Genomic DNA, 15,807 nt, shown 5'->3' with positions numbered 1-15,807 from the left:
GTGGCAGCCAAGCTCAACCAGGACCAGCTCAAACGCACGATCGGACTGCCCGGTGCGCTGAGCGTGACGATCAATCAGGTGATCGGCGGCGGCATCGTCTCGCTCACGGGCGTGGCCATCGGCATCACCGGCGGCGGAACGCCCTGGGCCTACCTCATCGCGGTGGTCACGATCATCCTCGTCTCGATCCCCTATGCCGCGATGGCCTCGGCCCTTCCCGCGGTCGGCGGGACCTACACCTGGCCTGCGCGGGTCGTCGATCCGCGGCTCGGCTTCGTCAATATGTGGATGGCGCTCATGCAGCAGTGCGCGCTCAGCCTCTACGGCCTCTCTGCCGGGATCTATCTGCACTCGCTCTCGGACTTCTTCGACCCGATCATCGTCGCGGTCGTCATCGTCAGCATCTTCTACGTCGCGAACCTCATGGGCGCCGCCTTCTCCTCGCGGGTGGGGGTCTGGCTCATGGTCCTCATGCTCATCGGCTTCTCCGTGTTCATCGTCAACGGCTTCGGCCACATCGAATGGAACGCCTACCCCGAACCGCTGCCGCACGGCTTCACCCAGCTCCTGTCCGCGGCGGCGCTGCTCACCTTCGCCACCATGGGAAGCTTCGGCGTCGCCGAGCTCGGTCGCGAGATGAAGAACCCCTCTCGCGACATCCCTCTGGCGATGATCGGCGGCACCCTCGTCGTCGGACTCCTCTACGTGCTCATCGCGATCCCCGCCGTGGGTGTCCTTCCCATCGCCGAGGTCGCCGATCAGCCCCTCTCGGTCGTGGCCGAAGAGATCATGTCTCACGGCTGGTGGGTGTTCTTCATCCTCGGCGGAGCGATGGTCGCGATCGTCTCTACGCTCAACGCCCAGCTCCTGTGGGGGTCGAAGGGTCTGCTCGCCGCCACGGACGACGGCTGGCTGCCGGCGGCGTTCGGACGGGTCAATGCCCGGTTCGGCACTCCGCATTGGATCCTCACCGCGCTCTTCGTCCTCGGCATCGTCCCAGCGATCGCCGGTCTCGACATCTCGGTCATCGGCACGGCCGCCTCGGCGCTGGTGCAGGTCATGCTCATCGTCATCCTGCTCGTCTCGCTGCGGATGCGCTATGTCATGCCCGAGACCCACGCCCGGGCCCCCTTCACGATCCCCCTCTGGCTGCATTGGGCACTGACGGTGATCGGCACAGCGGTCAACCTCTACCAGATCACGCTGCTCGCAGCCGACTTCACACCGGTGGTGTGGATCGCCCTGGCAGCGTGGCTGGCGATCGGAGTCCTCATCGCGGTTCTCCGGTACCCGACGGTGGGCCGGATCCTCGCCGCCCGCGCGACAGCCTCCGACACAGCCGCCGACGAACCTGCCACACTGAACGACAACAGCACCGAAAGGACGACACCATGACCACTCTCGACGACGGACGCGACGCCGAACCGATCACTGACTCCGCTGACTCTCGAGCTTCCGAGCAGCCCGCCCGTGCCGGCGGAGGTGCGCTCGATCGGGCGGCCTGCGCCCAGCGGGGTGCCTACGATCCTCTCCGCGGCTTCCGCGAGGAGTTCGTCCTCCCGCCGGAGACGATCTACCTCGACGGCAATTCCCTCGGAGCCCGGACCAAGGGGGCCGCAGAGCGTGCCCAGAACGTCATCTCCGAGGAGTGGGGGGCCGGTCTGATCCGCTCGTGGAACGACGCCGGCTGGTTCGACCTGCCCGCCGTGCTCGGCGACAAGGTCGCGGGCCTCGTCGGGGGCGGTGCCGGGGCCACCGTCGTCACCGACACGACTTCGATCAACCTGTTCAAGGTCGCCTCGGCCGCCTGCAAGATCCAGGCCGCCGATGCTCCGGGACGCCGCGTCATCCTCACTCAGCGGGAGAACTTCCCCTCCGACATCTACATGCTCGAGGGCCTGGCCGAGCAGCTCGGCGACGGCTGGGAGGTCCGCCTCGTCGATGACGCCGAAGTGGCCGCCGGATTCCCTACCGCCCTGACCGACGAGGTGGCCTTCGTCGTCCTCACCCACGTCAACTACCGCACCGGTCGCCTCTTCGACATGGAGTCGACGACCTCGGCGGTCCATGCGGCAGGGGCACTGGCGATCTGGGACCTCTGCCATTCGGCCGGTGCGCTCGAGATCGACCTGGCCGGCTCGGGCGCGGACATGGCGGTCGGCTGCACGTACAAGTTCCTCAACGGCGGTCCGGGCTCACCCGCGTTCGTCTGGGTCTCCGAGGCTCTGCGGACACGGTTCACCCAACCGCTGTCGGGATGGTGGGGCCACAAGCAGCCCTTCGAGATGGAGCCCAACTACACGCCGGCCGACGGCATCCGGCGCTATCTCACCGGCACGCAGGGCATCATCTCGATGTCCGTGGCCGAGGTCGGTCTCGACGTCCACTCCCGGGCCGACATGGCGGCCGTGCGGCAGAAGTCGCTGGCTCTGTCCGATCTGTTCATCGAGCTCGTCGATTCGCGTCTGTCGCATCATCCCGTCGAGGTCGTGACCCCGCGCGAGCAAGCGCAGCGCGGTTCGCAGGTCTCGATCACCCACCCCGAGGGGTTCGCGGTGATGAGTGCGCTCATCGAGCGCGGCGTCATCGGCGACTACCGCGAGCCCGAGGTGCTGCGGTTCGGCTTGACTCCGCTCTATGTCGGGTTCACCGATGTCTGGGACACCGTCGAGGCGCTGCGTGACATCCTCGACAACCGAGAATGGGACGTCCCGCAGCACAAGGTCCGCGGCGCCGTCACCTGAGCTCGGACCGGCTGTCGATCTCCGCATAGACCCCGAAGAGGGGTTCGCCGACCTCGTTGGTGGGTCGATAGCCGGCCAGCGCTCTCAGCAGGCGCGCATTCCGCTCGCCGGTGACCGGGTCGAGGTCCATCACCGCGCACCGCGGGATCGGTGCCCCGATGCGCACCCGGATCTCGCCGAGGCCGGAGTCGACAAGGCCGACCTCCCGGCCCTGCCAGGCCTCCTCGGCGAATGGGACATCCGTGTCGACGACGAAGGTCGCACGGAAGCGGGCCGCCTCGTCGACGAGTCCTGGTCGGGCCGCCCGATCGGTGAGGTCGCCGAGCGAGGCCGTGGTGACGATGGAGACCGGCGCACCGAAGACGACGTCTCCACGAGGGGCACGGGCCAGACGCACATGTCGGCCGAGCCAGGTCGACAGCAGTGCGGCGTGCGGGCCGTCCGTGAGGCTGAGATCGGTTTTCCGCTTCCAGTAGTCGCAGGTGAGAACCTCACCATCGGTGGCGGGCACGGCGCAGGCGGACCGGCCGTCGGGCAGCGACATCGCCAGCTCCTCCCCGCGCAGTTCGGCCGTGACCCCGATGAGGCTAGGGTGCTGGACGGTCTTGAGGACCTGACGACGCTCGACGTCGACGAGGCAGTATCGGCGATCGCCGACGGGCCCCTCGGCGTCGAACTGCGCCTCCGGCCGGCGGATGTGCCGTGTGCCCTTGACCGGAGCGAACCCGACCGACACGACTTCGAGGCTCACCCCGGGCCGCGGGGTCATGTGTGCCTCCGTCCGGTCACGGCATAGGCGCCGATGGCCACTGCCCCGATGGCGAGGACCGTGCCGCCGATGATGACCGCCCCGGGGATCGTGGCGATCGTGCCGAGCACCCCGACCGTGACTCCGGAGAAGGTCTGCATCCCGGGGCCGAACATCGCATAGGATCCGATGACGCGCCCACGGATCTCCGCGGGCGCCTCGAGTTGGATGATCGCCATCTCGGTCGACTCGGCGGTGATCTTCGAGACTCCGGCGATCACGAGCATGACGATCGCCACCCACAGGTGTGAGGTCAGGGCGAAGAACACGGCGCTGAGCCCCATCGCGGCAGCGGCCAGCGCGGCAGCCGTGGGGACGGCTTTGATCCATCCGGTCGCCTCGAGCCCGAACCCACCGAGCACCCCTCCGGCACCCATGGCGAAGAGCAGCACCCCGTAGGTGAAGTCACTGTCTCCGCCGGACGGGGTGAGGATCCCGCCGAAGACGGGCATCGCGGTCTGCAGCACCGCACCGATCGTCATCGAGGCGAGCGCGGCCAGCAGCAGCATGCCGAGGATCGCACGATTGTGGCGGACGTCGATGAGCACCCGCAGCGACTGCATGAGCGTCGTCCGCGCCGTGCGCACACTGCCGCTGCGCAGATGTCCGGTGAAGGGCGTGCGGATGAGGAAGAGTGTCAGCGGCAGGTAGAAGACGATGTTGATGAAGATGCCCCAGGTCGCCCCGACCCCGAGCAGCAGGGCGGAGCCGACGACGGGCCCGAAGAGGATGCCGAGGCTGCGGAACGTCGCGTTGAGCCTCACGGCGCTCGGCAGCTCCTTCCGGTCGACGAAATCATGAAGCATCATCTGCTCGGCCGGGCCCCACAGGCATCCGGCGAGTCCGTGGATGACGAGCAGCACGCAGGCCTGCCACAGCTGCAGCGAGTCGGTGAGGAAGAGGATGCCCCAGCACAGGGAGACGACCATGAACATGATCTGCCCGATCTGGATGAGGCGGCGACAATCGAAGCGCTCGGCCAAGGAGCCGGCGTAGACGGACAGGAGCAGGAACGGCAGCCAGTGACTGATGAGCTGGAAACCGACAAGGGCCGGGGACTCGAACTTCTCCCACAGCACCCAATAGGTGATGACGTGCTCGATGTTGTCGCCCATCATCGCCGTGCCCGAGCCCACCAGGTACGGCGCGGTCTTCCAGCTGCGCAGCACACTGAAACGGCGTGGGGCGGCCGAGGCGTCGCCGGAACCGGGAGAGATATCGTTCACCCGCTCATTCTCACACCACCGCCGAAATACCGACATACGCTCTTGTCTGCCGGGACTCGGCAGAGAATAATGAATGGCGATCAAGGAGGATCATCATGCCCACAGGCACCGACGCACTGCCCGCATCCGCTCGCAGCAACTCCGCCCTCATCGTCATCGACGTCCAGAACGCGGTGATGGAAGCCTCGTGGAACTCAGACGGGGTCATTTCGACGATCGCCTCTCTCGTCGATCGTGCCCGGAACACCGGCACCGAGGTGGTGTGGGTCCGGCACAGCTCAGATGAGCTGCCGTCGGGTTCGCCGCAGTGGCAGATCGTCGATGCGCTCGCCCCCGCCGAAGGCGAGGCGATCATCGAGAAGACCCATGGCAACACCTTCGAGGAAACGGACTTCGCGGAGGTGCTTGCCGGCAAGGATGTCGGCCACCTCGTCGTCACCGGCGCCCAATCGGATGCCTGCGTGCGCTCGACGATCCACGGCGGCTTCGCCTGCGGCTACGACGTCACCCTCGTCACCGACGCCCACACCACCGAGGACCTCACCGAGTGGGGAGCTCCCCCGCCGGAGCAGGTCGTCTCTCACACGAACCTGTACTGGCAGTTCGAATCGGGTCCTGGCCGCACGGCACAGGTACAGGAATCGGGGGAGGTCGACTTCACCCGCCCCTGAGACCCGGAGTCTGACATCATGGGTCCATGAGTGAAGACACCCGCAGCATCGAACTGACCCGCATCGCCGAGAACCACTACCGCGCCACCGCTCCGAGCGGGGCGAGCATCGAATTCGGTCGCGGCGAGGGCCTCATGTCCCCGGTCGAGCTGCTCCTGGCCGCCGTTGCCGGCTGCTCGTCGATCGACGTCGACACCGTGACCAGCCGCCACACCGAACCGACCCGCTTCGAGGTCAACGCACAGGCCGAGAAGGTCGACGAGGACGGCGCCTCCCGCCTGGACAACGTTCACCTCGACTTCGACCTCGCGTTCCCCGACGATGAGGACGGGCGGAAGGCCGATGCCCGCATCGAACGCCTCGTCGGCCTCTCCCACGACAAGTACTGCACGGTCTCGCGCACCGTCGAACACCCCACAAAGGTCGACTTCAGCATCCGCCGCGACTGACGTCGCGATGCGCTCGGGCCCCTACCTCGCCGAGGCGGCCCGACGTTCCGTGCAGACGTGGACCTCAGCTCTCGGCGAGCCGCTTCTTCTCGACCTCGACGTCGAAATCGGCGGCAGGCCACTGTGGATCGATGTCGTGGAGGGCGTCGAGCAGCAGTCGCTGCACGGCCAGTCGCGCGTACCATTTCCGGTCAGCAGGGACGACGAACCAGGGTGCGGCCTCGGTGGAGGTGCGATCGAACACGGTCTGATACGCGTCCATGTAATCCGGCCACAGGAGTCGTTCGTCGACGTCGCCGGGGTTGTACTTCCAGTACTTGTCGGGCCGGTCGAGGCGTTCGGTCAGCCGCTCCTTCTGCTCGTCCGGGAGAGGTGAAGCATCACCTTGACGATGTGCACTCCTGCCTCGGCGAGTTCGGCTTCGAAGTCGTTGATGGCTGAGTAGCGGCGGTCGATCTCGGGGGCGTCAGCGAGTTCACGGACGCGGCCGATGAGCACGTCCTCGTAGTGGGAGCGGTCAAAGACACCGATCATGCCGGGCCCGGGTACCCGTGGGCGGATGCGCCAGAGGAAATCATGGGCGAGTTCTTCATCCGTCGGTTTCTTGAAGCTCGCGGTTTCGACGCCCTGTGGGTCGACGGCGCCGACGACGTGGCGCACGATTCCGCCCTTGCCGGCGGTGTCCATGGCTTGCAGGACGAGGAGGACGGCTGGCCCGGTGTCGTCGTCGTGGTGGGCGGCGAAGAGCCTCTCCTGCAGGTCGTTCAGCTCGGTCGACAGCGCCCCGAGATCCTTTTTCCCGCTCTTCTTGTCCCCGGCGTAGCCGGGAGTGGAGTCGGGATCGACCTCGCCGAGGCGGAATCCCTCCCCAACGCGCAGCAGAGGGGCAGGGTCGGTCGTCCAGTTGCTCTTCGGCTCGCTCATGCGATCATCCTTGCAGACAGGAGGGCCCGCCTCAGTCCGGTTTCCGGAACACCGACGGCAGCTTCTTCTTCACCCGATGGCGGGTCTCGCGGTACGACCACTGCCGCATCGGCTGCGGGACCCGCCATTGCAGCTTCCACGCGAGCATGCGGAAGGCGAAGGCGGCGGCCGCGATGATGAGCGAGGAGATGGCGCCCAGCAGTCCGGTCACCTCGGCGAGGATCGTCAGCCCCGATCCGAGCAGGGCGGGGATGAGGTAGAGGTCGGTGCCGCGGAAGATCGCAGGGTCCTCGCTGGCCACGGCATCGCGCATGAGCCCGCCGCCACAGGCCGTCAGCGCGCCCATGAGCAGCGCGGCCGGGTAGTTCGTTCCGGCGGCGAGCGCGATCGTCGTTCCGGTGACGCTGAAGAGCCCGAGTCCCATCGCGTCGAAGGCGACGATCCAGATCCGTGCCCGGGAGATGTGCGAGCCGATCATGTAGATGAGCAGGGTCGCGATCACCGGCGGGGCGAGATAGATGGGTTGGGCGATGGCGTTGGGCACCCGGTCGAGGAGCACGTCGCGGATCATGCCGCCGCCGATGCCGGTGAGCGTGCCGAGCACGAGTCCGCCGGTGATGTCGAAATTGCGGCGGGCCGCCAGCAGCACACCGGAGACGGCGAAGGCGAAGGTGCCGGTGAGGTCGAGGGCGAGGAAGAGGACTTCCTGCAGATTCAGTTCCACATCGGCTCCCGGCCTGCTCGGTCAGCTGAGCTGGAAGTTGTCCGGGTTCTTGTACTGTTCGATCTCGACGACCGGAGTTCCCTTGCCCATGAGGAGTTTGGAGATCGGGCAGCGTGCGTGAGCGCGGGCCGCGTATTTCTCGGCGTCCTCGTCCGAGACCCCGTCGATGGAGATGTAGGCACGCGGGGCGAAGTAGAAGCCGTTGCCCGAAGGCTCTTTGTGCAGTTCGACCTCGACGCGCACCCGGGAGAGGACGTCGAGTTCGTTGACGGCGAGCACGACTTTGAGGGTCTCACCGAGGCACGTCGACCACGCCATCGCAAGGAACTGTTCGGGGTTGTTGCCCTGTTCGACGTGCGAAGTCGGAGCCGTGGTCAGGGTCTGGCCGTCTTCGACGCGCACCTCTCCGGAGGTGCCGCCGAGGTTCTCGACCTTAGCGGTGTAGATGGGCGCGGTCGGGCTCTTCGGCTCATCCGCATCGGCGCTCGGAGCCTGCGGCTGGGCGTATCCGGGGTTCTCAGTCATTGCTCCATGCTACGACAGACACGTGCCATGGTCACTGGGGTTTCGGTGAATGGAATGTGACGCGGCCGGATGATCCCATCCGAAGGCCCGCGGTCTCCGAATCATTCCCATGAACCCATATCCTCGCGCTCGCCGCCGTCTCCGAGGCGCTCTGGTCGGAATCGCGGCCACCCTCGTGATGTTCGGCCTCGCCGACCCCATCGCGCGCGCATTCAGTCCCAGTGCCGCACCGCTGCTCACCCTCGGCCAGGCGATCATCCCCCTCGCCCCGCCGGCGGCGATCAAACCCGTCATCGCATTGTTCGGAGACAACGACAAGGTTGTCCTCGTTCTCTCCACGGGACTCGGGGCGTTGGTCCTCGGCGGACTCATCGGAATCCTCGCCCTGTCCCACCGACGTCTGGCCACACTGTTTCTGCTCATCGCCGGGCTCGTGCCCGCCGTGGTCATCGTGCTGCGTCCCGAGGCGAATGCTTCGGACATCGTTCCCACGCTCATCGGTCTTACGCTCGGCATCGCGGTCTTCGTGGTGCTCCTGCGTCTCGGCGGCTCAGGAGAACCCGGCTCCGATCGGCGAGGCGCAGAGCACGGGTCACGAACGCCGGAGCCCTTGAGTCGCCGTCGCTTCTTCACCCTGGCAGGAGCCTTCGGTGCGATCGGTGCCGTCACCATCGCCGCCGGCCAGACCGTTGCCTCTCTTGCACAGGATGCGGGAGCTGCGGTAGCTCAACTGGTCCTGCCCCGCCCGGCGAAGAAGGCGGAACCGATCCCCGCCAAGGCGAGCACCGATGTGACAGGCACGGCCCCTTTTCTCACCGACCCGCAGGACTTCTACCGCATCGACACGGTCCTCGCTCCTCCGGTCGTCGATCCCGAACAGTGGTCGCTGCGCATCCACGGCATGGTCGCCGAGGAGGTGACCCTGACGATGGACGAGCTGCTCGATCTGCCTCTCGAAGAACACCACATCACGCTCACCTGTGTGTCCAATCCGGTCGGCGGCGATCTTGTCGGCAACGCGACCTGGCTCGGCTACCCGGTACGTGAGCTCCTCAAACGTGCCCGGCCGAGCGCAGACGCCGATATGGTCCTCTCCCACTCCTTCGACGGTTTCACCGCCTCGACGCCGATCACGGCTCTCACCGATGACCGCGATTCCCTTCTGGCCGTCGGCATGAATGGTCAGGCGCTGCCGCCCGAACACGGATTTCCCGCACGCCTCGTCGTGCCGGGGCTCTACGGTTTCGTGTCCGCAACCAAATGGGTCACCGAGCTCGAGGTCACCCGTTTCGATGAGAAGACCTCCTATTGGACCGACCGTGGGTGGGATGCGAAGGCGCCCATCCTCGTCGCCTCCCGCATCGAAGTGCCCAAACCGCTGGGGAAGGTCTCTGCCGGCAGTCTTCAGGTCGGCGGCACCGCGTGGGCGCAGCGTTCGGGCATCGACCGCGTCGAGGTCAGACTCGACGACGGCGAGTGGACAGAGGCCGATCTGGCCGAGGAGGTCACGATCGACACCTGGCGTCAGTGGCGGACAGATTTCGCCGAGGTGGAGCCGGGCTCGCACACGCTGACCGTGCGAGCCACGGATAAGGACGGCACAGTCCAGACTGCGAAGCGCCGAGATGCGATCCCGAACTCGGCCACCGGCCACCACCACATCCAGTTCCGCGTCGAGTGAGCGCCGACTGCACCGAGGCTCCCGCCCGCGGGCTGGGTGATCCCGCCTCGGCGAAGAATATTTCAGATTTCTTTGCCATCCACCCATCCGCATTCGCCTCCGCTGCGAATACCCAGTACACAGCGAGCAATGGAGTCAACTCCACGGCTGTGCGCTGATACACATCACTGTTGATTAGGAGAAGAACGATGAAAACACTGCTTCGCACACGTACCGCCACCATCCTCTCGGCCGGCGCGATCGGCCTCCTCGCACTGAGCGGCTGCTCGGGCATGGGTTCGGATTCGGGAGGCGAAGAATCCGGCTCGGATTCCGACAGCTCGGAATCCCAGTCGGCTGACTCGGGCGAATCCGAGATGCCCGAAGAATCCGGCGACTCCTCGATGGACGACAGCGACCTCGTCGGTTCCGGCTGCGCAGCCTATGCCGAAGAGAACCCCGACGGCGGTGGATCCGTGGAGGGAATGGCGCAGGATCCCGTGGCCACAGCGGCCTCGAACAACCCGATGCTCACAACCCTGACCAAAGCGGTCTCGGGCGAGCTCAACCCCGATGTCGACCTCGTCGACACCCTCAACGGCGATGAATTCACCGTCATCGCCCCGGTCGACGATGCCTTCGCCGACGTGCCGAAGGACGACCTCGACGCCTTGGCCAAGGACTCGGACATGCTGACGAAGGTTCTCACCTACCATGTCATCCCCGGTCAGCTCTCACCCGATGAGATCACCGGCGAACACGAGACCGTCGAAGGCTCGAAGGTGAAGATCTCCGGTGACGGCGAAGACATGAAGTTCGACGATGCGGGACTGGTCTGCGGCGGCGTGAAGACCGCCAACGCCACCGTCTACATGGTCGACGGCGTGATGATGCCGGAGAAGTGACCGGAGTTCGCCACGAGAGTGCACCACGATGAAGTGGCCGGGAACCGATCAGCAGCGAGACGATCGGCGCCCGGCCGCTTCTGCATTCCCTGCGACTCGTTCGATCTCACGTGTGCGATGCGTCGCTGCTCCCGCCCTGCTCGGCTCACCGTTCACACATGACATGCACGACTCTCTCATCACGGACCGGGGTGATCAGATTCTGCGCAGATGGCATGATTGGGCAATGAGCTCTGATGACCAGACAGCGGTTTCCGCTGATCCCGGCGGTGCGCTGCTGATCCGCATCGCCGAGGGCGACCGGTCCGCTTTCGACGAGCTGTTCACCACCCAATCCCGCATCCTCATGGCCGTGATCCTGCGGATCGTCAAGAGCAGATCGCTCGCCGAGGAGGTCCTGCAGGAATGCTTCACCGAGGTCTGGACCCGATGTTCGGGTTTCGACCCGAACCGCGGCACCGGAAGAGCCTGGCTGATCACCCTGTGCCGCAGACGAGCCATCGACTGCGTACGCAGCGTCCAAGCCCAACAGAACCGGGATCTCGCGGACGGTCTGCGGACGACCGCCGAAGCTGGTGAACAGGTGGAGCAGACGGTCATTGCCCGCGCAGAGTCCGATCGGACGGTCTCGGCTCTGCAGGTCCTGCCGGAGGAGCAGGCCGAACCGATCGTCATGGCCTTCTACCAGGGCATGACCCACACCCAGATCTCGGAGAACCTCAAGGTGCCGCTGGGTACCATCAAGTCACGGATCAGGGACGGAATGAAGAAGCTGCGAGAAGAGTTGGAGGCAAGCCGATGAACGCCGATCGTGACTATCTGGCTGCCGGTCTGGCCCTCGGAGGGCTCAGTGACTCCGAACTCGCCGAAGCGCAGCGCCTCGCGGACTCCGACGCAGATTTCCGCTCCGAAGTCGACGCCTACGCCGAGACGATGGCGCTGATGGCGGAGGACGTGGAACCGCAGGAGGTCAGCGACAAGACACGAGAGGCCATCCTCAACATTCCGTCGACACATGCGCAGGAACCTCCCGGTGACCACTGGCTCGCCCAGACCGCACCACCGGTCGACCCGGGGTCTCAGGATCCAGCCGGTCCCGTCGGCTCGGAATCTGCGGCGGCAGCTCCATCCACCTCACCGTCGGAGCATCGTCAGTCGCAGGACCACGAGGACGATAGTGAGGGCGGCGAGCGAATCGACCCTGGTGAACGCGGTGATCGTCGCGGCAACAGCAGAGTCAGCGACATTCGTGATCAGCGTGCCCGCCGCAGTCGGCAGCGGCCCTGGCTGCCCTATGCTGCGGCCGCGGCCGCCGTCATCGTCGTGGGCGGATTCGGAGTGACGATCTGGCAGCAGACTCAGCATCAGAACCAGCTCGAGGAGCAGCTGGCCGCAACCCAGCAGCAGCTCGACGAGTCCGCGCGACTCATGGAGGCAGATGATCTTCGCACGAGCACGGCCGATCTGCCCGAGGGCGGTTCGGTCACCGTGCTGTCCTCGGAGAGCGAGCAGCTCATCCGATTCAGCCCGCGCGATGTCGGAGACCCACCGGCAGGAAAATCGATGCAGATGTGGGTGATCGGTGACGACGGACCCGAGAGCGCCGGTCTCATGACCGATGAACCGGTGACCATCGCCGGCAGGGAATTCTCGGACGGCAGCCTGTTCGGCATCACCGTGGAGCCCGCGGGCGGGTCCGAGCAGCCGACCACGGACCCGATCGTCGCACTCGATCTGTAGGAAGGGATTCAACCACTACGATGGTCGTGGTACCGTGATGTGACCGGCATGTCCATCAACGGTGAAGGAGACCCACATGCCGATCGGCTACCTCTTCACAATCGGACTCCTCGGCGTGTGCACGGCTGCGGCCCTCATCCCGCCGCCTGGCTATGGCCGCGCAGGTCGCATCAGCTACTTCCTGGCGGTCGTCATCAGCGAAGTGCCCCACTTCGGGGCACTCTGGCTGATCCTCTCCACCGCGCTTGCTCTCAGCGAGGGAGACCTGGACGGCCCCGTGGGAACGGTGCTCCTTGCGCTGTCGGCAATCATCCTCCTCGGCCTCCTCGTGGTGCTGCGGCGCTGCCTTCTGGCTCGATCGGTGGTCACGGCGCTGATCCGCGCACACACCGAACCTCGGCGCGGGAGCACGAGCTCGGCGCCCCCACCGAGGTGGACCTGGCTGCGTCCGCTGCTGTTCCCCGTCCCGCTGCGCCCCCGTTCGGTCATGCGGATCGGCGGTCTGTCCTACGGCGAGCATCGACGACAGCGCCTTGATGTCTATCGGTTCCGGAACCAGACCCTCAGCGGCCCGGTGCTCGTGTACTTCCACGGCGGGGGATACTCCTCCGGCGGAAACCGCCGTGAGGCCCGCGCACTGCTTCACCATCTGGCGGCCCGCGGGTGGGTCTGCATCAGCGCGACGTACCGGCTGCGCCCGAAAGCGGACTTCACCGATCACCTCGACGATGCACGAGCCGTGCTGCGCTGGACACGCGACAACGGGGTGCTCCACGGCGGAGACGCCTCGACGATCGTCATGGCCGGCAGCTCGGCCGGAGCACATCTGACTTCGCTCATTGCACTCGGCCAGGGCGCGGACGTGGGCCCGCCGCTCAGCGAGGAGGCCGAACTGACCCACGACGAGCTGACGACCCCGCGGATCGCCGCCGCGCTGTGCCTCTACGGCTACTACGGTCGGTACTACGGCCGCAGCGAGGACGAGCACCCCGTGTCGACCCCGCTGGCGATGGATGCCTCGGCGGCACCGCCGATGTTCTTCGTCCACGGCGACAATGACTCCTGGGCCCCGATCGATGATGCGAGGGAACTGTCGAAGCAGGTGGCAACCGCGTCGAGCCAGCCCACGTGGTATGCGGAGTTTCCGGGCGGACAGCACGGCCTCGACTCCCTCTTCTCCTGGCGCTTCGCCGCCGTCGTCCATGGATTCGACCGCTTCCTTGCCCACATCGGCATCGCTCCGCAGCCGCACCCGAACCCTCCGCAGCCGCAGGCACTTCCGACACAGCAGCCGAGCACCCATCGCATCGGCGAAGGAGCAGAGTCATGACCGAATTCGCCTGGGACCCGGAGTCCTACCGCGCGCTCATGGCCGAGGAGATCCCCGACTATCCCCGTCTGCAGGCCGAACTGAGCGCAGCCGTCGCAGCCGACGCCCCTCGCACCATCCTCGATCTGGGCATCGGGAGCGGCCTCACCGCCGCCGAGGTGGCCCGGGCACTGCCGGAGGCGCACCTCTTCGGCATCGACGACAGCGCCGAGATGCTCGCTGCGGCCGAAGAAGCTCTCGATCCGACCAGGACTGCTCTGCAGCAGAGCCGACTGGAGGACCCGCTGCCGAGCGGGCCTTTCGACCTCGTGATGTCGACCCTGGCCGTCCATCACCTCGACGGATCAGGCAAGGCGGATCTGTTCGCACGGGTCGCGGCCGTCCTCGATGAGGGCGGGCGCTTCGTCCTCGCCGATCTCGTCGTTCCTGTCGACCCGGCCGATGTCATCACGCCCATCGATGGGATCGAGGACACCCCGAGTTCGCTGAAGGACCAACTGGCTTGGCTCGAGGCCACAGGCCTGCACCCGCGGGTGCACTGGCAGCACCGCGATCTCGCCGTCATCGTCGCGCAGAAGGTCCATCTCGGCTGACCCCGCATACGCAGCTGCGTCGGCTCGAGGCCGGGATCGTCAGCACACTGCTGCGATCGACACCACCGCGGTCATCGCCTGGCGCCGATGCCGATGAGCCAGGCGCCCAGCACCGAGGCGGGATCGACCCGAGCTCCGCGCACGCCGTTGCCTGCCAACCGGTCGAACAGCAGGCCGTTCATCACACCGATGAAGTCGTTCGCTCGCTTCTCGGGCTCGGGGACCCCGAGACCGGCGAGCATGCGCTCGGCCTCGGCAACCAGCTTGAGCCGGATGGGAGATTCGGTGGTGAGCAGGGTGTGCAGTTCGGGGTCCTGCCAGTAGTCGAGAGACAGTGACATCCGTGCCCGGATATCGGTCCCGCGGGCGATGGTCGCCTCCAGCGTGGGGACCAGCTGTTCGAGCGCCTCGGCGACGGTGTTCGGCAGAGGGCGGTCACGGTCGCCCCCGCGCAGATCGGCCATGGCCGCGATCTGGTCGATGACCATGATGACCAGAGCGCGTCGGTTGCGCGCGTAGTTCGACGTCGTTCCCGGCGGCAGGTCGAGGCGCTGATCGATTCGACGGTGGGTGAGAGCATGACTGCCACCTTCGGCCACCAGCTCCATCCCGGTGCGGGCAATGGCCTCACGTCGATCCACTCATCCTCCTCGGCCGCCGGAATCGGACCATCGACTCACGACCGCCTCGCTCCTGGCGGCGCGGTCAGGACCATTCTAGGCGGGCGGTCATCTCTTCCGGCGAAGGTCCGCGAATCCGGCGATGAGAGCGTCGAGCGCGAACTCGAATCGCGCATGGGCAGCGCGATCGGCGTTCGCCTCGACCGCCTCGGCGAGGAGCGGGAAGTCTTCGGCGGACACTCCAGCCAGGTGGCGCCTCCACCTCTCCTCCCCATGCGGCCCCGGCGCCGTGTCGTCTCCGGCCTCGAGCACGGCGTGAATGAGGACCAGCTCGTTGAGGGAGTAGACGATATCGAGGGCCGAAGCCGGCGGGAACTCGTCGGCCTGGAGGAATGTCAGCAGGGACTCCATGAGCGCGAGGTTTCCGGTGGTCACCGCCGGGCGCGACATGACCAGCTCGACGAGCCTCGGATGTGCGCTGAGGGTCTCGAGCTGAGCGCGGGCATAGGTGCGCAGCCCGTCCTCCCAGCCATGACCGGCGAGGTCAACGATCGGCACCGAGGTGGCAAGGTCTTCGACGATCGCGTCGAGGAGTGCGCCTTTGTTCGGAAAATGGTGGTAGAGCGCCATTGCCTCGACGTCGAGTTCGGCACCGAGCCGGCGCATCGACAGTGCGGGCAGCCCCTCCTCATCGGCGAGGCGGATCGCGGTCGCCACGATCGCCTCGGCGGTGAGTCCCGCGTGCTGTCCGCGAGCGCGAGCAGTCCTGCGACTCACCATGGCCGGTCTTCCTGCATGAGCTCCGGTTTTCCTCCATTGACCTGTTCTACGTCGTAAAACTAGCATAGACACAGAGTTTTACGTCGTATAACTCTTAGTCACGCAGCT

General features: G+C 66.4%; 16 protein-coding genes and 1 pseudogene. 10 read left to right on the top strand and 7 right to left on the bottom strand.

Annotated elements, in window-relative coordinates:
- Entirely contained in the window at positions 1 to 1,395 is a 1,395-nt protein-coding gene (locus tag EB836_RS04185) for an APC family permease (RefSeq protein ID WP_167854345.1), read from the top strand.
- Positions 1,392 to 2,744 (top strand): kynureninase, encoded by a 1,353-nt coding sequence (gene kynU / locus EB836_RS04180; RefSeq protein ID WP_135537813.1) that lies wholly within the window; start codon positions 1,392 to 1,394, stop codon positions 2,742 to 2,744. Before EB836_RS04185 ends, kynU begins: the two co-directional genes overlap by 4 nt.
- Here kynU and EB836_RS04175 read toward each other — a convergent pair.
- Both EB836_RS04175 and EB836_RS04170 read right to left on the bottom strand, forming a co-directional pair.
- Positions 2,737 to 3,513: an MOSC N-terminal beta barrel domain-containing protein gene (locus tag EB836_RS04175; RefSeq protein WP_135537812.1), complete on the bottom strand. Its 777-nt coding sequence runs from the start codon at positions 3,511 to 3,513 to the stop codon at positions 2,737 to 2,739. The genes kynU and EB836_RS04175 overlap by 8 nt on opposite strands.
- On the bottom strand, positions 3,510 to 4,778 hold the full coding sequence (locus EB836_RS04170; protein WP_135537811.1) for an MFS transporter: 1,269 nt from the start codon (positions 4,776 to 4,778) through the stop codon (positions 3,510 to 3,512). The genes EB836_RS04175 and EB836_RS04170 overlap by 4 nt, the downstream gene beginning before the upstream one ends.
- Before the next feature lie 95 nt (positions 4,779 to 4,873).
- Here EB836_RS04170 and EB836_RS04165 point away from each other — a divergent pair, with 95 nt between their 5' ends.
- Together EB836_RS04165 and EB836_RS04160 are read left to right on the top strand one after the other, a co-directional pair.
- Positions 4,874 to 5,449: a cysteine hydrolase family protein gene (locus EB836_RS04165; protein ID WP_135537810.1), complete on the top strand. Its 576-nt coding sequence runs from the start codon at positions 4,874 to 4,876 to the stop codon at positions 5,447 to 5,449.
- A 26-nt stretch (positions 5,450 to 5,475) separates the two neighbouring features.
- Positions 5,476 to 5,898 (top strand): OsmC family protein, encoded by a 423-nt coding sequence (locus EB836_RS04160; RefSeq protein WP_135537809.1) that lies wholly within the window; start codon positions 5,476 to 5,478, stop codon positions 5,896 to 5,898.
- 64 nt (positions 5,899 to 5,962) lie between these two features.
- On the opposite strand, the pseudogene EB836_RS04155 reads toward EB836_RS04160, so the two are convergent.
- From EB836_RS04155 to EB836_RS04145, 3 genes and pseudogenes are all read right to left on the bottom strand, one after another.
- A pseudogene (locus EB836_RS04155) lies at positions 5,963 to 6,822 on the bottom strand (PPK2 family polyphosphate kinase).
- A 31-nt stretch (positions 6,823 to 6,853) separates the two neighbouring features.
- Positions 6,854 to 7,546: a TRIC cation channel family protein gene (locus tag EB836_RS04150; protein ID WP_240689586.1), complete on the bottom strand. Its 693-nt coding sequence runs from the start codon at positions 7,544 to 7,546 to the stop codon at positions 6,854 to 6,856.
- Between the two features lie 21 nt (positions 7,547 to 7,567).
- Positions 7,568 to 8,071, bottom strand: a complete 504-nt coding sequence (locus EB836_RS04145; RefSeq protein ID WP_135537808.1) for an OsmC family protein — start codon at positions 8,069 to 8,071, stop codon at positions 7,568 to 7,570.
- A gap of 109 nt (positions 8,072 to 8,180) precedes the next feature.
- On the opposite strand from EB836_RS04145, the gene EB836_RS04140 reads away from it, so the two are divergent.
- From EB836_RS04140 to EB836_RS04115, 6 genes are all read left to right on the top strand, one after another.
- The gene (locus EB836_RS04140) at positions 8,181 to 9,752 is read left to right on the top strand and encodes a molybdopterin-dependent oxidoreductase (protein ID WP_240689585.1); all 1,572 of its coding nucleotides are present in this window, start codon (positions 8,181 to 8,183) and stop codon (positions 9,750 to 9,752) included.
- Positions 9,753 to 9,940: 188 nt separating this feature from the next.
- Positions 9,941 to 10,636 (top strand): fasciclin domain-containing protein, encoded by a 696-nt coding sequence (locus EB836_RS04135; protein ID WP_135537807.1) that lies wholly within the window; start codon positions 9,941 to 9,943, stop codon positions 10,634 to 10,636.
- A 226-nt stretch (positions 10,637 to 10,862) separates the two neighbouring features.
- Complete coding sequence (locus tag EB836_RS04130) at positions 10,863 to 11,438, top strand: sigma-70 family RNA polymerase sigma factor (RefSeq protein ID WP_135537806.1); 576 nt, start codon at positions 10,863 to 10,865, stop codon at positions 11,436 to 11,438.
- The gene (locus EB836_RS04125) at positions 11,435 to 12,376 is read left to right on the top strand and encodes an anti-sigma factor (RefSeq protein ID WP_135537805.1); all 942 of its coding nucleotides are present in this window, start codon (positions 11,435 to 11,437) and stop codon (positions 12,374 to 12,376) included. The genes EB836_RS04130 and EB836_RS04125 overlap by 4 nt, the downstream gene beginning before the upstream one ends.
- Before the next feature lie 76 nt (positions 12,377 to 12,452).
- Positions 12,453 to 13,706 (top strand): alpha/beta hydrolase, encoded by a 1,254-nt coding sequence (locus tag EB836_RS04120; protein ID WP_135537804.1) that lies wholly within the window; start codon positions 12,453 to 12,455, stop codon positions 13,704 to 13,706.
- Positions 13,703 to 14,299, top strand: a complete 597-nt coding sequence (locus tag EB836_RS04115) for a class I SAM-dependent methyltransferase (protein ID WP_135537803.1) — start codon at positions 13,703 to 13,705, stop codon at positions 14,297 to 14,299. The genes EB836_RS04120 and EB836_RS04115 overlap by 4 nt, the downstream gene beginning before the upstream one ends.
- A 71-nt stretch (positions 14,300 to 14,370) precedes the next feature.
- Here the strand turns inward: EB836_RS04115 and EB836_RS04110 are convergent, their stop codons facing one another.
- Both EB836_RS04110 and EB836_RS04105 read right to left on the bottom strand, forming a co-directional pair.
- The gene (locus EB836_RS04110) at positions 14,371 to 14,940 is read right to left on the bottom strand and encodes a TetR/AcrR family transcriptional regulator (RefSeq protein ID WP_135537802.1); all 570 of its coding nucleotides are present in this window, start codon (positions 14,938 to 14,940) and stop codon (positions 14,371 to 14,373) included.
- Between the two features lie 87 nt (positions 14,941 to 15,027).
- Positions 15,028 to 15,699 carry a TetR/AcrR family transcriptional regulator C-terminal domain-containing protein gene (locus EB836_RS04105; protein ID WP_167854343.1) on the bottom strand — a complete coding sequence of 224 codons (672 nt, stop codon included), beginning with the start codon at positions 15,697 to 15,699 and terminating at the stop codon, positions 15,028 to 15,030.
- Positions 15,700 to 15,807: the final 108 nt, after the last annotated feature.

The sequence above is a fragment of the Brevibacterium sp. S111 genome, from assembly GCF_004745075.1.
GTDB lineage: Bacteria > Actinomycetota > Actinomycetes > Actinomycetales > Brevibacteriaceae > Brevibacterium.
This window is presented reverse-complemented; position numbering and strand designations above follow the sequence as displayed.